This is a genomic window from Pseudomonas pseudonitroreducens, from assembly GCF_021603645.1.
In the GTDB taxonomy this organism is placed as follows: Bacteria; Pseudomonadota; Gammaproteobacteria; order Pseudomonadales; family Pseudomonadaceae; genus Pseudomonas; species Pseudomonas pseudonitroreducens.
Genome location: NZ_BQHJ01000002.1, coordinates 89,307 through 104,027, shown reverse-complemented (window position 1 = coordinate 104,027; position 14,721 = coordinate 89,307). Strand labels below are relative to the sequence as shown.

General features: G+C 66.0%; 12 protein-coding genes, 1 other RNA gene and 1 riboswitch. Of the genes, 5 read left to right on the top strand and 8 right to left on the bottom strand.

The window, feature by feature from the left end; genetic code table 11:
• Nucleotides 1-8 precede the first annotated feature (8 nt).
• A complete protein-coding gene (locus tag L6D89_RS04645) occupies nucleotides 9-680 on the top strand; it encodes a flavin reductase family protein (protein WP_236198916.1) in 672 nt (223 codons plus the stop codon).
• Between the two features lie 151 nt (nucleotides 681-831).
• Here the strand turns inward: L6D89_RS04645 and L6D89_RS04640 are convergent, their stop codons facing one another.
• On the bottom strand, nucleotides 832-2,316 hold the full coding sequence (locus tag L6D89_RS04640; RefSeq protein ID WP_236198915.1) for an APC family permease: 1,485 nt from the start codon (nucleotides 2,314-2,316) through the stop codon (nucleotides 832-834).
• Between the two features lie 130 nt (nucleotides 2,317-2,446).
• Nucleotides 2,447-3,940 (bottom strand): aldehyde dehydrogenase, encoded by a 1,494-nt coding sequence (locus L6D89_RS04635; RefSeq protein ID WP_236198914.1) that lies wholly within the window; start codon nucleotides 3,938-3,940, stop codon nucleotides 2,447-2,449.
• A 295-nt stretch (nucleotides 3,941-4,235) separates the two neighbouring features.
• Here L6D89_RS04635 and L6D89_RS04630 point away from each other — a divergent pair, with 295 nt between their 5' ends.
• The 4 genes from L6D89_RS04630 to L6D89_RS04615 all read left to right on the top strand — a co-directional run bounded on the left by L6D89_RS04630 (nucleotide 4,236) and on the right by L6D89_RS04615 (nucleotide 7,005).
• Complete coding sequence (locus tag L6D89_RS04630; RefSeq protein ID WP_236175659.1) at nucleotides 4,236-4,982, top strand: FadR/GntR family transcriptional regulator; 747 nt, start codon at nucleotides 4,236-4,238, stop codon at nucleotides 4,980-4,982.
• Between the two features lie 118 nt (nucleotides 4,983-5,100).
• Entirely contained in the window at nucleotides 5,101-5,856 is a 756-nt protein-coding gene (locus L6D89_RS04625) for a cache domain-containing protein (protein WP_236198913.1), read from the top strand.
• A gap of 61 nt (nucleotides 5,857-5,917) precedes the next feature.
• Nucleotides 5,918-6,589: a YceH family protein gene (locus tag L6D89_RS04620; protein WP_236198912.1), complete on the top strand. Its 672-nt coding sequence runs from the start codon at nucleotides 5,918-5,920 to the stop codon at nucleotides 6,587-6,589.
• 113 nt (nucleotides 6,590-6,702) lie between these two features.
• Nucleotides 6,703-7,005, top strand: a complete 303-nt coding sequence (locus L6D89_RS04615; protein WP_236198911.1) for a hypothetical protein — start codon at nucleotides 6,703-6,705, stop codon at nucleotides 7,003-7,005.
• Between the two features lie 63 nt (nucleotides 7,006-7,068).
• Here the strand turns inward: L6D89_RS04615 and ssrA are convergent.
• The 6 genes from ssrA to L6D89_RS04585 all read right to left on the bottom strand — a co-directional run bounded on the left by ssrA (nucleotide 7,069) and on the right by L6D89_RS04585 (nucleotide 14,677).
• Nucleotides 7,069-7,426, bottom strand: a transfer-messenger RNA (tmRNA) gene (gene ssrA / locus L6D89_RS04610).
• A 73-nt stretch (nucleotides 7,427-7,499) separates the two neighbouring features.
• A complete protein-coding gene (locus L6D89_RS04605; RefSeq protein WP_236175234.1) occupies nucleotides 7,500-8,177 on the bottom strand; it encodes a type 1 glutamine amidotransferase domain-containing protein in 678 nt (225 codons plus the stop codon).
• An 86-nt stretch (nucleotides 8,178-8,263) separates the two neighbouring features.
• The gene (locus L6D89_RS04600) at nucleotides 8,264-9,277 is read right to left on the bottom strand and encodes a sodium:calcium antiporter (RefSeq protein WP_236198910.1); all 1,014 of its coding nucleotides are present in this window, start codon (nucleotides 9,275-9,277) and stop codon (nucleotides 8,264-8,266) included.
• A 51-nt stretch (nucleotides 9,278-9,328) separates the two neighbouring features.
• A riboswitch (yybP-ykoY riboswitch) is annotated at nucleotides 9,329-9,502 on the bottom strand.
• Nucleotides 9,503-9,539: 37 nt separating this feature from the next.
• Nucleotides 9,540-12,824, bottom strand: coding sequence for an acetyl-CoA carboxylase family protein (locus tag L6D89_RS04595; RefSeq protein ID WP_236198909.1), 3,285 nt, complete (start codon nucleotides 12,822-12,824; stop codon nucleotides 9,540-9,542).
• 151 nt (nucleotides 12,825-12,975) lie between these two features.
• A complete protein-coding gene (locus L6D89_RS04590) occupies nucleotides 12,976-13,242 on the bottom strand; it encodes a hypothetical protein (protein ID WP_236198908.1) in 267 nt (88 codons plus the stop codon).
• An 82-nt stretch (nucleotides 13,243-13,324) separates the two neighbouring features.
• Nucleotides 13,325-14,677, bottom strand: coding sequence for a sensor histidine kinase (locus tag L6D89_RS04585; RefSeq protein WP_236199277.1), 1,353 nt, complete (start codon nucleotides 14,675-14,677; stop codon nucleotides 13,325-13,327).
• Between the last annotated feature and the right edge of the window lie 44 nt (nucleotides 14,678-14,721).

Below are 14,721 nucleotides of genomic sequence, written 5' to 3'. Positions count from 1 at the left end.
GAACCCCCATGCTCAGCTTCGATTTCCAGCAGCTGTCTGCCCGCGAGAAATACAAGATCCTCATCGGCAGCGTGGTGCCTAGGCCGATCGCCCTGGTCACCACCGTCGATGCCGAAGGCCGCGCCAACGCCGCGCCCTTCAGCTTCTTCAATGCACTCTCGGCCGACCCGCCGATCCTCGCCCTGGGCGTGGAGAACTACAGCGACCTGAGCCCCAAGGACACCACGCTGAACATCCGGCAGAACCAGGAGTTCACCGTGAATATCGTTTCCGACGCGCTGGTGGAGGCGATGAACGTTTGTGCCGTGCCCTTCGAGCCGGGCTTCGACGAACTGGTTGCCGCCGGCCTCACCGCCATCCCCGGTACGCGTGTGGGCTGCCCGCGCATCGGCGAGGCACCGGTAGCGCTGGAATGCCGACGGATGATGGCGCTGTCCATCGGCCAATCGCGGGAAATCATCCTCGGCGAAGTGCTGATGGCCCACGTGCGCGATGACCTGATCGACCCGGCCACGCTGTACATCGACCAACTCGGCCTCGACGCCATCGGCCGCATGGGTGGGCATGGCTACTCGCGCACCCGGGAGTACTTCGACCTGCCGACGCGTTCGCTGAAGCAGTGGATGGAAACACCCGGTGCAGGACAGCGCCTCTGGCCCGAAACCGAAGCGCTCGCCTGAACCCTTGTAGGAGCGAGCTTGCTCGCGAACCCGCTCAATGCCGAATTTCCCGGTGAACCCGTTCGCGAGCAAGCTCGCACCTACACCAAAAATTCCGCAGAAATAAAAACGCCCGGCATCCTTGCCGGGCGTTTTCATTTCACTCCAACACTTACTGCTGATGCAGCTTCCACGCATCCCCGTGGGGCGCGGTGCCCTTGTCATACGGGCGGAACAGCGCCATGTAGGCCAGGCCCAGCAGGATCACGACGCCACCCACCAGGATGATCCCGTAGTTCAGGTACCAGGGCGCATCCGGGGTGCGCGGCCAGGACATGTTGATGATCGCCAGCACGCCGTAGGTCAGCGCCAGGATGTTCACGATCCAGCCCCAGTTGCCCAGGGTGAAGGCGCCGCTGGGCTTCCAGCCACGCAGACGGGCGAACAGGGCGCCGCCGACGATCATCTGGAACGACAGGTAGATGCCGATGGCGGCGAAGCTCACCACCATGGCAATGGCGTTCTGCAGGTAGAAGCCGGCGCAGACGATCACGCTGGGGATCACCCCGCAGGCGATCAGCGCCGCAACGGGTACGTGGGTATTGGGCGACAGGCGTTTGAGCAGGCCGCTGCCCATCACCATCTCGTCGCGGGCGTAGGAGTACAGCAGGCGGCTGGCGGCGGCCTGCAGGCTGAGCACGCAGGAAACGAAGGAGACGATGATCACCGCCATCACCAGGCGCGCGCCGGTCACGCCGAAGGCGTTGTCGAGGATGGTGGTCATCGGGTCCTTGTCGGCGCCGGAGATCACCGCCTGCATGTCCGGTACCGCGAGGATCAGCGCCAGGGCGGCGAAGATCGCCGCGCCGCCGCCGATCCAGATGGTCATGCGCATGGCCTTGGGAATCCGCCGGCTGGGGTTCGGGGTTTCTTCGGCGACGTCACCGCAGGCCTCGAAGCCGTAGTAGAGGAACATCCCTGCCAGCGAGGCGGTGAGGAAGGCCGGCCAGTAGCTGCCGTCGATGCGGATATCGAAGGTGTTGAACAGCACCGAGAACGGCTGGTGACGCTCGAAGATCAGCAGGTAGGTGCCGATCACCAGGGCGCCGAGCAGCTCGCAAATGAAGCCGAACATCGCCACGCGGGCCAGCAGCTTGGTGCCGGAGAGGTTGAGCAGGGTGGCGATCACTGTCAGCGCCAGGGCGACGAAGGTGTTGGTAACCGGTGTGGACTCGAAGCCGAGCAGGGTAGCGATGTACGGGCCGGCGCCGAGGGCCACGGCGGCGATGGTCACGCACAGCGACACCGAGTAGATCCAGCCGACCATCCACGCCCAGCGCTTGCCCACCAGGCGTCGCGCCCAGGGGTAGACGCCGCCGGAGATGGGGAATTGCGAGACGACTTCGCAGAAGATCAGGCACACCAGCATCTGCCCGATGCCCACCAGCAGGTAGGACCAGAACATCGGCGGCCCGCCCGCGGCCAGGCACAGGCCGAACAGGGTGTACACGCCGACCACCGGCGAGAGGTAGGTGAAACCCAGGGCGAAGTTCTGCCAGAGGGTCATGCTGCGTTCGAAATTGGAGGTGTAGCCCAGCGCGCGGAGTTGCTCCGCGTCGCGGTCCAGGGCGGCGCCTGGCTGGATCGAGCTGTTCATCGTGGGGTTCCTGTCTGAGGTTTTCGCGTCGGCAGCCAATCGGGTGCAACGGAAAGCGTTGTTGTTATTGTTCGGCGCGCGGTTTACCCGCGCGCCGTCTTGCTCCAAACCTCTCGTGTTCCGGATCGCGTTACAGCTTGATCCAGGTCGCCTTCAGCTCGGTGTACTTGTCGAAGGCGTGCAGCGACTTGTCACGGCCATTGCCCGACTGCTTGAAGCCGCCGAAGGGCGCGGTCATGTCGCCGCCGTCGTACATGTTCACCCATACGCTGCCGGCGCGCAGGGCACGGGCGGTTAGGTGGGCCTTGGAGATGTCGCGGGTCCACACCGCCGCCGCCAGCCCGTACTGGGTGTCGTTGGCGATGCGGATAGCTTCCTCGGCATCCTCGAACTCGATGACCGAGAGCACCGGGCCGAAGATTTCCTCGCGGGCGATCTTCATCGCGTTGCTCACGCCATCGAACAGCGTCGGCTCGACGTAGGTGCCACCGGTTTCCTCCAGCACGCGCTTGCCGCCGGTGAGAATCTTCGCGCCTTCGTCCTGGCCGGCCTGGATGTAGCCCAGCACCTGTTCCAACTGGCGGCCGTCGACCAGCGCGCCGACGTTGGTTTCCGGGTCCAGCGGGTGGCCGGCCTTCCAGCCCTTGAGGGCCTCGACCACCAGCGGCAGGAACTTCGCCTTGATCGACTTCTGCACCAGCAGGCGTGAGCCGGCGGTGCACACTTCGCCCTGGTTGAAGGCAATGGCGGCGGCAGCGGCTTCGGCGGCAGCCTGCAGATCCGGGGCATCTTCGAAGACGATGTTCGGGCTCTTGCCGCCGGCTTCCAGCCAGACGCGCTTCATGTTCGACTCGCCGGCGTAGACCATCAGTTGCTTGGCGATCCTGGTGGAGCCGGTGAACACCGCGGTGTCTACGTCCATGTGCAGCGCCAGGGCCTTGCCGACGGTGTGACCGTAGCCCGGCAGGACGTTCAGCACGCCGGCGGGAATGCCCGCTTCGATGGCCAGCTGGGCGATGCGGATGGCGGTCAGCGGCGAGCGTTCGGACGGCTTGAGGATCACCGAGTTACCGGTGGCCAGCGCCGGGCCGAGTTTCCACGCGGCCATCATCAGCGGGAAGTTCCACGGCACGATGGCGGCGACCACGCCTACCGGCTCGCGGGTGACCAGGCCGAGCTGGTCATGGGAGGTGGCGGCCACTTCGTCGTAGACCTTGTCGATGGCCTCGCCACTCCAGCGCAACGAGTCGGCGGCGCCCGGCAGGTCGACGTTCAGCGAGTCGCCGATGGGCTTGCCCATGTCCAGGGTTTCCAGCAGCGCCAACTCCTCGGCGTGCTCTTCCAGCAGCGCGGCGAAGCGGATCATCACCGCCTTGCGGGTCGCCGGCGCCTCACGCGACCAGACGCCGGAGTCGAAGGTCGCGCGGGCGCTCTGCACAGCGCGCTCGGCGTCGGCGGCGTCACAGCTGGCGACCTTGGCCAGCAGGCGGCCGTCCACCGGGCTGATGCAATCGAAGGTGTCGCCGGAGGCGGCGGCGAGGTACTCGCCCTGGATGAAGGCGCGGCCCTCGATCTTCAGGGACTTGGCGCGGGCTTCCCATTCGGCGCGGGTTGGCTGGCTCATGCGTATCGCTCCTGGTTCTTGCTGTTGTGGGCGGGGACAGCTGGTTGGCCGTCTCTGGCAAATACATTTGAAACCATATCTTAAGATTTTCCGGTTGCCAATACGGGGCGAAAAATGAGCACTTCAATGGGCATTTCATGGCAAAAGACCTTGCTGAAAGTCCGGAAAGCGATTTAAAAATATGGAGACATAGTTTTGAGCGAAGCCGCTGCCAGTCTGCAGATAGACTTCGTCGTCACCGCCAGAACAGGAAGATTCCGCGCAGGAAGCGTCCGCGCCCCTCGCACTGCCGCCTATGAACGAATTCAGGAAAGTCCGTCCCGCCAGCTTCATGCGCCTGCGCCAGGAAGGGCGCACCGAGGAAGTTGCACGCCGGCTGGTGGAAATGGTCGACCTCGGTCTGTATGCCGAAGGCGAGCAACTGCCCAGCGAAAGCGAACTGGCGATGCAGTTCGGCGTCGCCACCGTGACCCTGCGCGATGCGTTGGCGGAATTGCGCGAGCGCGGCGTGATCGAGACGCGCCGCGGGCGCAACGGCGGCAGCTTCGTCTGCTCGCCGCAGCACACTTCGGAAGAGGCGCTGCTCGGTCAGCTGCGCCAGATGAGTGCGCTGGAGCTGCGCGACCTGGGTGACGAGCACGTCGCCATCGCAGGCGCCGCTGCACGCTTGGCCGCCCAGCGCTCCACGTCCGACGAGCAGGCGCGCATTGCCCAGTACCTCGATGCCCTGGCCTGCGCCTCCACGCGCCAGGAGCAGCGCCGCGCCGATGCACGTTTCCATATCGAGATTGCAGTCGCCGCCCAGTCCGTGCGCCTGACCCACGCGGAGACGCGCCTGCAGGCGGAAATCGGCGAATGGCTGTGGCTGGCGGTGGATGGATTTCCTGGTCCGGCAGCCATCGAGCAGGAGCACAGCGCCATCCTCGAAGCGATCAGCGCCGGCGACTCGAACCTGGCTGGCGCACTGGCCGAAGCCCATGTCACCCGCGGCATCAAGCGCCTGATCAACCTGCGCCTGAGCCTGCTGGCGGACGACGGCTGACTGGCACAGCGCTTGCTGCTTTCACGGCGCGCCCGCTTGGGCGTGCGCAATGGCACACCGAACCGATTCAGCGAACCTCTCTGGTTCGCGCAAAAACAAGAAGAGCGAGGCCCCGGTCATGTCCAGCGAACAATCCACGGACGAACTGCAGCGCTGCGCCCAGCGCATCGACGCTTCCATCCGTAACGTTTTCCAGCGCCTCGACGAGCTGGCCGGCGAGGTCGTGGCGATCTGGCGCGAACTGGCGCAGGAGGGCAAGCGCCCTTCCTCGAAGGACCTCGGCGCGCTGCGTCCGCGGATCCAGCATGACCTCACCCATGATGGCACGCGGCTGCACGGCACCGGCGTGGTGATCGAACCGGGCGAACTGGCCGACCAGGAGATGTACCTGGAGTGGTGGTACCACGGGCGTGGCGACAAGGTCGTGCCCATGAGCCTGAACTTCAACCGGCGCAGCGAGAGCTTCTACAACTACCTCAACATGCCCTGGTTCTCGCGTCCGCGTACCAGTGGACAACCCTCGGTGGTCGGGCCCTTCGTCGACCTCTACGGCACCGATCTGTATATCCTCGCCTTCTCCGTGCCCATCCAGGTGGATGGACGCTTCATCGGCGTTGCCGCCGCCGATATCGCCCTCCACGAGTTCGAGGGCGTACTGCTGAACAGCCTGATGCAGATGGGACACGAGGCGCTGGTGGTCAATGGCGAAGGCCGAGTGGTCGCCGCCAATACGGCCAACTGGTTCGCTGGCGACCTTGCACGGCGCACCCTCGGACGTGATGCCCAGGGGCGCGAGCAGGAGCTGGCGGCGTCCTTTTCCCACTGGGCGGTCATTGAACGACCGCTGAACCGCCGTCTGGCCGGTGCAGCCTGAGGCTGCCAAACGCCGCGCAATTGGCTAGGCTAGGGCGGTTGCCAATCTGACGGAAGACGCCATGAGCCAGTCGCTCGACACCCTGCCCGACTTCGAACCGCTGAGCGCCGTGGATGCTCGCGTGCTCGGATGCCTGATCGAAAAGCAGCTCACTACGCCTGAAGCCTACCCGCTGACCCTGAATGCCCTGGTCACCGCCTGCAATCAGAAGACCAGCCGCGACCCGGTGATGAATGTCACCCCCGGCCAGGTCGGCCAGTCCCTGCGTCATCTGGAAGGGCGCGAGATGACCCGGCTGGTCATGGGCAGCCGTGCCGACCGCTGGGAACAGCGGCTGGACAAGGCGCTTGAGCTGGTCAAGCCACAGGTCATCCTGCTCGGCCTGCTGTTCCTGCGCGGCCCGCAGACCCTCAACGAACTGCTCACCCGCAGCCAGCGCATGCATGACTTCGACGACACCGAGGAAGTCCGTCACCAGCTCGAACGCCTCGCCGGCCGCGGCATGGCCGTGCAGCTGGAGCGCCAGAGCGGCCAGCGTGAAGACCGCTACATGCATCTGCTGGGCACCGAGGAAGATCGTGAAGCGGCCATCGCTGCCAGCGGCAGCCGCGCCTCCAGCGAACGCAGCGACGGTGGCGGCCACGACGAAGGCCGCCTGGTTGAACTGGAAGCGCGCATCGCCACCCTGGAAGAGCGCCTTGCCCTGCTGGAGCTCGGTGTTTCGCGGGACTGAAACTGAAGAAATCGGCGGCAGGCTTGATCGGGGTCAGCCTGTCAGAGCGCTAATCCAGCGTTAACATTTGCCCCCGATAGTCATGCTGATCGCGCTTCGCCCTGGAGTACCCCATGAGCCGCAAACCTTCCCAGGCCCAGCTGACCGCCGTGCTCAGCCAGCTCACGGAAACCGACGTCAAATCCATCGGTGAGCTTGCCGGCCCGCGCGAGGCCAACCTCTTCGCCATCCGTGAACTGTTCCGCCAGGGCCTGATCAAGGGCGTTTTGATCGACGATCCCTTCGGCGCCGAAGACGAAGACGGCCCGTTGCTGTGCAACGCGGAACGCCTGCGCTTGCGCAAGCCCTGCGTGGAACTCGTGCCGGAAGAACAGGCCGAACCGCTGATGCCACGCCTGGGATTCCTGACGCTCTAGGCAAACTGCGGGCAAGGAAAAAAGGCGCTGGGCTTGAGGCTCAGCGCCTTTTTTCTTTGGATTTGGTGGAGCCGGGGGGATTTGAACCCCCGTCCGCCAGTTCTCCGCTGTCGGTTCTACATGCTTAGCCATCTCTATTAGGTTAACTCCTTGCGGCCCGAGTGGCAGGGCGCTTGGAGCGAGCTGTATGAGTTTTAGCCGTTACGTCTACAGCGAACTTGGCGGCGATCCTGTTCTATATGACAGACCTAATCTTCGGGTTTACAGGCATCCCCTAGGGTCTGCTAGCGGCACTTAGGCTGCTAGGGCGTAGTTGTCGTCGTTGGCAACTATAAAGTTGTGGCAGCTGATTTACGAGAACTGTCACCTACTCGGCATGCCCCTCGAGTTTTGTTACCGGCGTCGAATCCTAATCGGCCCCAAAACCTTTCAAGGTCGGGATTCATTCTACGGGAAAGCCGCCCCGATAGCCACCGGGGCGGTGTAAAGGCTTGTCAGCTCAGGAATTTCAGCACGGCGGCGGCCACCGCCTCGGAGGAGGCCGGGTTCTGCCCGGTGATCAGGCCGCGGTCGACTTCGACGTGGCTCTGCCAGTCCGGGCCCTTGCTGTAGCGGGCGCCGTTGGCCTTGAGCATGTCCTGGACGAGGAAGGGCACTACGTCGGTGAGGCCCACGGCGTCCTCTTCGCTGTTGGAGAAGCCTGTGACGTGCCGGCCCTGTACCAGCGGGCGGCCGTCGAGCCCGCGGGGATGGCGGAACACGGCGGGGGCATGGCAGACGGCGGAGACTGTCTTGCCGCTGGAGTGGAAGGCTTCGATCAGCGCCACGGATGTGCGGTCCTCGGCCAGGTCCCAGAGCGGCCCGTGGCCGCCGGGGTAGAACACGGCATCGTAGTCGTCGGCCTTCACTTCGCTGAGCTTCACGGTATTGGCCAGCTCGGCCTGGGCTGCGCTGTCCTGGCGGAAGCGCAGGGTGGCCGGGGTCTGGGCGTCTTCCTCGTCGCTCTTGGGGTCCAGCGGCGGCTGGCCACCCTTGGGTGAGGCCAGGGTCAGGCTGGCGCCAGCATCCTTGAACACGTAGTAGGGTGCGGCGAACTCCTCGAGCCAGAAGCCGGTCTTCTTGCCGGTGCTGCCGAGCTGGTCGTGGGAGGTCAGGACTACCAGGATTTTCATGCTCACTCCTTCGGCGTATCGCTAGTCGTGCGGCTGCCGCCGAAACGGCAGCCCGGACTGTCAGTGTAGGCAATCAGCCGAGTGCGTCAGCGCGACAAAGTGATGCCCAGATAGGCGGCGTACAGCACACCGTTGAGCATCAGCACCCAGATCGGCAGGCCGCCGCCGCGCTGGGCGTTGATCCGCAACCAGAACGCGGCGCCGAGGGTGATCAGCACGCCGGTGAGTACTTCGATGCGCGGCTGCCAGGGGGTGAGGAGGATGCCGATGGCGGGCAGCAGGGTGCCCTGGAAGACCATGGCGCCGCTGATGTTGCCGAAGGCCAGGGTGTCCTTGCCGCGGCGTACCCAGAGGATGCTGTTGATCTTCTCCGGCAGTTCGGTGGCGATGGGGATGATCAGCAGCGACAGCAGCAGCGCGGAAATCCCCAGGATGTGCGACAGGCCCTCCACGCCGTGGATGAAACCCTTGGCGCCCAGTACCAGCAGTGCCAGGCCCAGCAGGAGTTGCAGCAGGATGGTGGCGAGGTTGGTCGGCAGGCCGATGCGCGAAAGGTACATGTGGTGGTCAGCCTCGGTGCCGTGGCCGTCGTCCACCAGGCTCCGCGATGCACGCAGGGTCAGGGTGATGTAGCCGACGTAGGTGAGTACCAGCAGCACACTGAGACTGATGCGCACGGAGCGCATTTCGGCGGGCACGAACATGGCGATGGTGGCGAAGCTGAAGGCGACCAGGAAGAAGTTCAGGTCGCGCTGCATGCCCGTACGCTCGGGGCGGATGCGGCCGAGCAGACCGCGAGCGCGCCAGGCGGCGAGGGCCATCAGGCAGGTGGAGAGGGTGGAGAGCATCAGCGGCGCGCCAAGGATGGCGCCGACGCCGACCTCCTCGTTGAGGCTGACGTTGCTGGTACCGGCGAACAGGGCGAGCAACGGGATCAGGGTTTCCGGCAGGGCGGTGCCGACGGCGGCGAACAGCGAGCCGGTGACACCTTCGGAGATGCCCAGACGTTCGCCGAAGTGTTCGAGGGCGTTGGTGAAGAGTTCGGCGGCGATCAGGATCACCAGCAGCATGCCGAGCAGTTCGAGGATGAAGGTCAGCATGCGTGCAGCTCCAGACAGGTGGAGCGAAGAGTGGGGTGGTGCATCACGGTGAAGCTCCCGGCCGGTGTAGTACCCATGACCACGCATCTCCCCGGCCGTTGCGGAGATCACGTGGTCAAAGGTCTTGCCAGGCAAAGCTGCTGACGACGCCATGGCCTGCGGGCCAAGTGTGTTGACGTCGCCCCCGTTCACGAAAACGGTCGGCTACTCCCCAATGACGCCGCGCATTCTAGCGGATCGGGCGAGCAGCTCAAGCCATGAACTACCAGGTATCGATCAGTGGACGCTTTTTCCCCTGGCGCGGTGCGGGCTTCGGCGTCGATGCCAGGCCACGCAGCAACCAGCGACGGGTGTCGGCTGGGTCGATGACGTCGTCGATCTCCAGATAGCTCGCCATGTTCAGTCCCTTGCCGTTGCGATAGGCAGCGGCGACCAGTTTGTCGAACAGCGCCTGGCGTTCCTGCACGTCTTCCACGGCGGCCAGCTCCTTGGCGTAGCCGAGACGGATCGCACCTTCCAGGCCCATGGCGCCGAACTCGCCGCTGGGCCAGGCGATGGTGAACAGCGCGGCGTGGAAGCTGCCCGCCGCCATCGCCTGCGCACCCAGGCCGTAGCCCTTGCGCAGCACAACGGTGAAGAAGGGCACGCTGAGGCTGGCGGCGGTGACGAACATGCGCGAGACGTGGCGTACGGTGCCGGTCTTCTCCGCCTCCGGGCCGACCATGAAGCCGGGGGTGTCGCACAGGGAGATGATCGGCAGGTCGAAGGCGTCGCACAGTTGCATGAAGCGCGCGGCCTTGTCACCGGCTTCGGCATCGATGGCGCCGCCCAGATGCATGGGGTTGTTGGCGATCAGGCCGAAGGGTTTGCCTTCGATGCGCACCAGCGCGGTGATCATGCCGGCGGCGAAACCACGGCGCAGTTCCAGTACCGAGCCACTGTCCGCCAGTTGTTCGATGACCTGGCGGATGTCGTAGACCCGCAGACGGTTCTCCGGCACTGCATGGCGCAGCAGGCGCTGGTCGGCGCACTGCCAGTCGGCGGTGTCGCCCTGGAAGTAGGCGAGGTACTGGCGGGCGATACGGGTGGCTTCGGTCTCATCCTCCACCAGCACGTCGATGACTCCATTGGCGCTCTGTACGTCACTGGGGCCGACCTCTTCGGGGGTGAACCTGCCCAGGCCGCCGCCTTCGATCATCGCCGGGCCGGCCATGCCAAGGCTGGTGTCGCGAGTGGCGATGATCACGTCGCAGCAGCCCAGCAGCGCCGCGTTGCCGGCGAAGCAGCGGCCGGACACCACGCCCACCAGCGGCACCAGCCCGGACAGCCGCGCCAGGCCGACGAAGCTCATGTTGTCCAGCCCGGCCACGCCAACGAAATCGGTGTCGCCCGGTCGGCCGCCGCCGCCTTCGGCGTAGAGCACCAGCGGGATGCGCCATTGCTCGGCCAGATGCAGCATGCGGTCGGTCTTCTTGTGGTTCATCACGCCCTGGGTGCCGGCGAACACGCTGTAGTCGTAGGCCAGCACCAGGCAGCGTGCCTTCTCGTCGCCGAACTGCGCGGCGTTGATGCTGCCCAGGCCGCTGACCAGGCCATCCGCCGGGCTGCTGGCGATCAGTTCCTCGACGCTGCGGCGCCGGCGCTGCGCGGCGATGGCCAGGGCGCCGTATTCGATGAAGCTGCCGTCATCGAGCAGGTCGGCGAGATTCTCGCGGGTGGTACGCTTGCCGAGCCTGTGGCGCTTGGCAACAGCCTCCGGGCGGCGCTCGTCGAGGCCGATGGCATGGCGCTCGAGGACTTCGGCGAGGTCGGCGCGGATCGCGTCCAGATCAACGGCGGCCTCGCTCTGGTTGTCCTGCGCCTGGATGTCTGCCGGTTCGATGAACAGCAGTGCTTCGCCCTCGCCCAGGCTGGTTCCCGGCGCGGCCGCAAGGCTGTGGACGATGCCGCTGGCGCTGGCCTTCACCTCGAACTCCATCTTCATCGCTTCGATCACGGCGATGGTCTGGCCCTGGGCTACCGCATCGCCGGCGGCAACGTTCAGGCTGACCAGCACGCCGGCGCCGGGTGTCGCCAGCGGGAGGCAGCCAGCCGGTGTTGCGCTCGCACGCTGGGCTTGCGCTGCCGCGCCGGCATGGCTGAAGAAGCGGTGCGGGTGGGCGTGATCCTGTGCGCCAAGCAGGGCCGGCAGGTGTTCTTCGATAAAGCGGGTCGTCACCTGGTTGTCCGCCACCGCCGGCTGGCGCAGCAGATTGAGCAGCAGCGGGATGTTGCTCGCCACGCCTTCCAGGCGGAATTCGCAGAGGGCGCGATAGGCGCGCTGTACCAGCTGTGGATAACCACCGTTGCCGTGGACGATCAGCTTGGCCAGCAGCGAATCGTAGCCTGCGCTGTTGCGGTAGCCCGCGTAGCCGTAGCCGTCCACGCGCAGACCGGGGCCGCTGGGTGGTTCGTAGGCACTGAGGGTGCCGCAGGCCAGGTGGGGCGTGCCGTCGCTGGCGAGGCTCTCCAGGTTGATCCGCAGTTGCAGCGCGTGGCCGCGCGGCGCGGGTATCTCGGCCTGGGTCAGGTTCAGCTCGGCGAGGCTGGCGCCGGCGGCGATGCGCAGTTGCGCCTGCACCAGGTCGATGCCGGTCACGGCTTCGGTGATGGTGTGTTCCACCTGCACGCGCGGATTGGCTTCCATGAACACGAAGTCGCCGCTGTCCTCGTCCAGCAGGAACTCGAAGGTGCCCAGGCCGCGATAGTTCACCGCTTCGGCCAGGCGTACGGCGGCGGCGAGAATGGCGCCGCGCAGGCGTGGATGCAGGTTGGGGCTGGGGGCGATTTCCAGCAGTTTCTGGTTGCGCCGCTGCAGGGTGCAGTCGCGTTCCCACAAGTGACTGACGGCACGGCCGTCGCCGATCACCTGTACCTCGATGTGGCGGGCGCGCTGGATCAGGCGTTCAACGTAGAGCCGATCATCGCCGAACGCCGCACGGGCTTCGGCCTGGCAGCGGGCATAGGCCTCGGCAATTTCATCGGTGCTGCGCACCGCGCGCATGCCGCGACCGCCGCCGCCGGCGAGGGCCTTGATCATCATGCCGGAACCGGCGGGCAGTTCGCCGAAGAAGCGTACGGCGTCTTCCAGCGAGGTGGCGCGGCTGCTGCCGGCGGCCAGCGCCACGCCATGGTCGCGGGCGAGTTCGCGCGCGCGGGCCTTGTCGCCGAAGACGTCGAGAATCTCGGCGGCCGGCCCGACGAAGGTCAGCCCGGCAGCGTCGCAGCGGCGGGCGAACTCTGCGTTCTCGGAGAGGAAGCCGTAACCCGGATGCACCGCGTCGCAGCCTTGGGCCAGTGCGATAGCGATGAGCTGTTGTTGATCGAGGTAGGCGCTGGCGCCCCGCCCTTGCAGTGCCGCAGCCTGGTCGGCCTGGCGCGTGTGCAGCGAGGTGGCATCGTCCTCGGCGTAAATGGCCAGCGTCTGGATACCCAGCTCGGCGGCGGCGCGGGCAATGCGGATGGCGATCTCGCCACGGTTGGCGATGAGCAGGCGGGACACAGGCATGGCGATTCCGGTTGTGATTGTTCTGGTCGGCAATCGCTACATCTTAGGGAGCGGGTGGGGCGGGGGAATGAACTGCGACCTTGCGAATGCCAGAGGCTTCGCCGTTCTTATGGGCGGCGACCGGGCAGGTAGCCGGCCGCCGCATCGGGCATCACCCGTTGGCTCCGCCGTCGCCAGCGTTTTTCTTCAGCAGCTGCAGGGCTTTTTCGGTCTGCGCTATGCAGGCCTTGGTGTTACCTGCGGCCTGGGCCTGGGCGGCCTTTTCCTGCAGGCGCATGGCTTGTTCCTGGGCCTGGGTGTTGTTGGTGACGGTCTTCACCGCATCGTCGACTTTCCGCAGGTTGTCGCTGCACAGGTCGGCGGCAAACGCCGGCGAGGCCAACAGCGCGGCGGTGATGAGCAGGGCGGCACGTTTCATGGCAGTACTCCTGTCAACTTGATCGTTGTTGCGGACCGTAATGGCGGCCGTACAGGGTGGACTGCGGTGATTTGCGCGGGGTTCAGGGAATCGGCCCGGCGGTGCTCGGGAGTTCGACGCAAACGCCCAGGCCGGCACCGTCCAGCCCTTCGTGCAGGGAGATGCGGCCGCGGTGGATTTCCACGATGCGCTTGACGATGGGTAGCCCCAGCCCGCTGCCGTTGCTGCTGGCGACGCTGGGGCTGCGATAGAAACGGGTGAAGATCGCCGCTTGTTCGGCCGGCGCCACCCCGGGGCCGTCGTCGCGCACCCAGAGGGTCAGCCGGTCGCCATTGTTCTCCAGGCTGACGGCCACGCGGCCGCCCTCGGGGGTGTAGCGCAAGGCGTTGCCGACCAGGTTGGTGAGCATCAGCCCGAGCCAGGCGGCGACGCCTCTCAGGGTGGCATCCTGGCTATCCAGGGTCAGTTCGATCTGCTTGTCGATGGCCTGTGGTGCAAGGTCGGCGATGGTGTCTTCGGCCAGCAGGCGCAGGTCCACCGGGGCGAATATCTCGTGCAGCTCTTCGGCGTCGAGTCGTGCCAGCAGGAGTATCTGCTCCATCAGTGCGCTGATCCGCTCGACGCTGCGGCTGACCTGCTGCAGGCCGTGGGCGTGGGCGGCCGGGTCGGAGGAGCGCAGCGCCACCTGGGCGTGGGTGCGCAAGCTGGCCAGCGGTGTACGGATTTCGTGGGCGGCATCGCTGGTCAGGCGGCGTTCGGCTTCCATCGCCAGGTTCAGGCGCTCCAGCAGCAGGTTGAGTTCGTTGACCAGGCTGTGGACTTCCACCGGCGCTCGGCTCAGCGCCAGCGGATGCAGACTGCGGGCGCTGCGCTGGTGCACCTGCTCGATCAGCCCGCGCAGGGGCGCCAGGCCCTGGCGCACGCCGAACCACACCAGGACGGCAAACAGCGGCAACGCCAGCAACAGTGGGAAGAGGGCGCTGAACAACAGCAGGTGCAGGGTCTTGTGGCGGTAGTGGAGGTCTTCGAAGACCCAGATGCGCACTTCATCGGCGCCCGACGTGGTCATCTGCAGTACACGCCAGTTGACCCCACCACTGGGCAGGTCGGAAAACCCCGGGGGCTGGGCCTCGATACCCTTGGGCGGTTTGTGGATGGCCAGCAGGGGCTGGCCGCGGTACCAGATGGCGTAGCCAAGCGTGGCTTCGCGGCGTATCAGCGGCAGCCCTTCGATGGCCTTGCGGCTGCGGGCGAGGATTTCCATGGCATCGCTGGACTGCGGGTCGATGGCGTCGGCGATGTCCACCAGGCTCAGGGCGGCCTGGCCGAAGTCGATCATGTCCTGGTCGTAGAGGCGGTTCACCTGCTCGCGCGTCAGGTGGTAGGTAAACAGCCCGGCCACCAGCCAGAGCAGCGACACGCCGCCGATCAGCATCAGCAGCAGACGACGGCTGATGGAGCCGGCGCGGCGCACGCTGC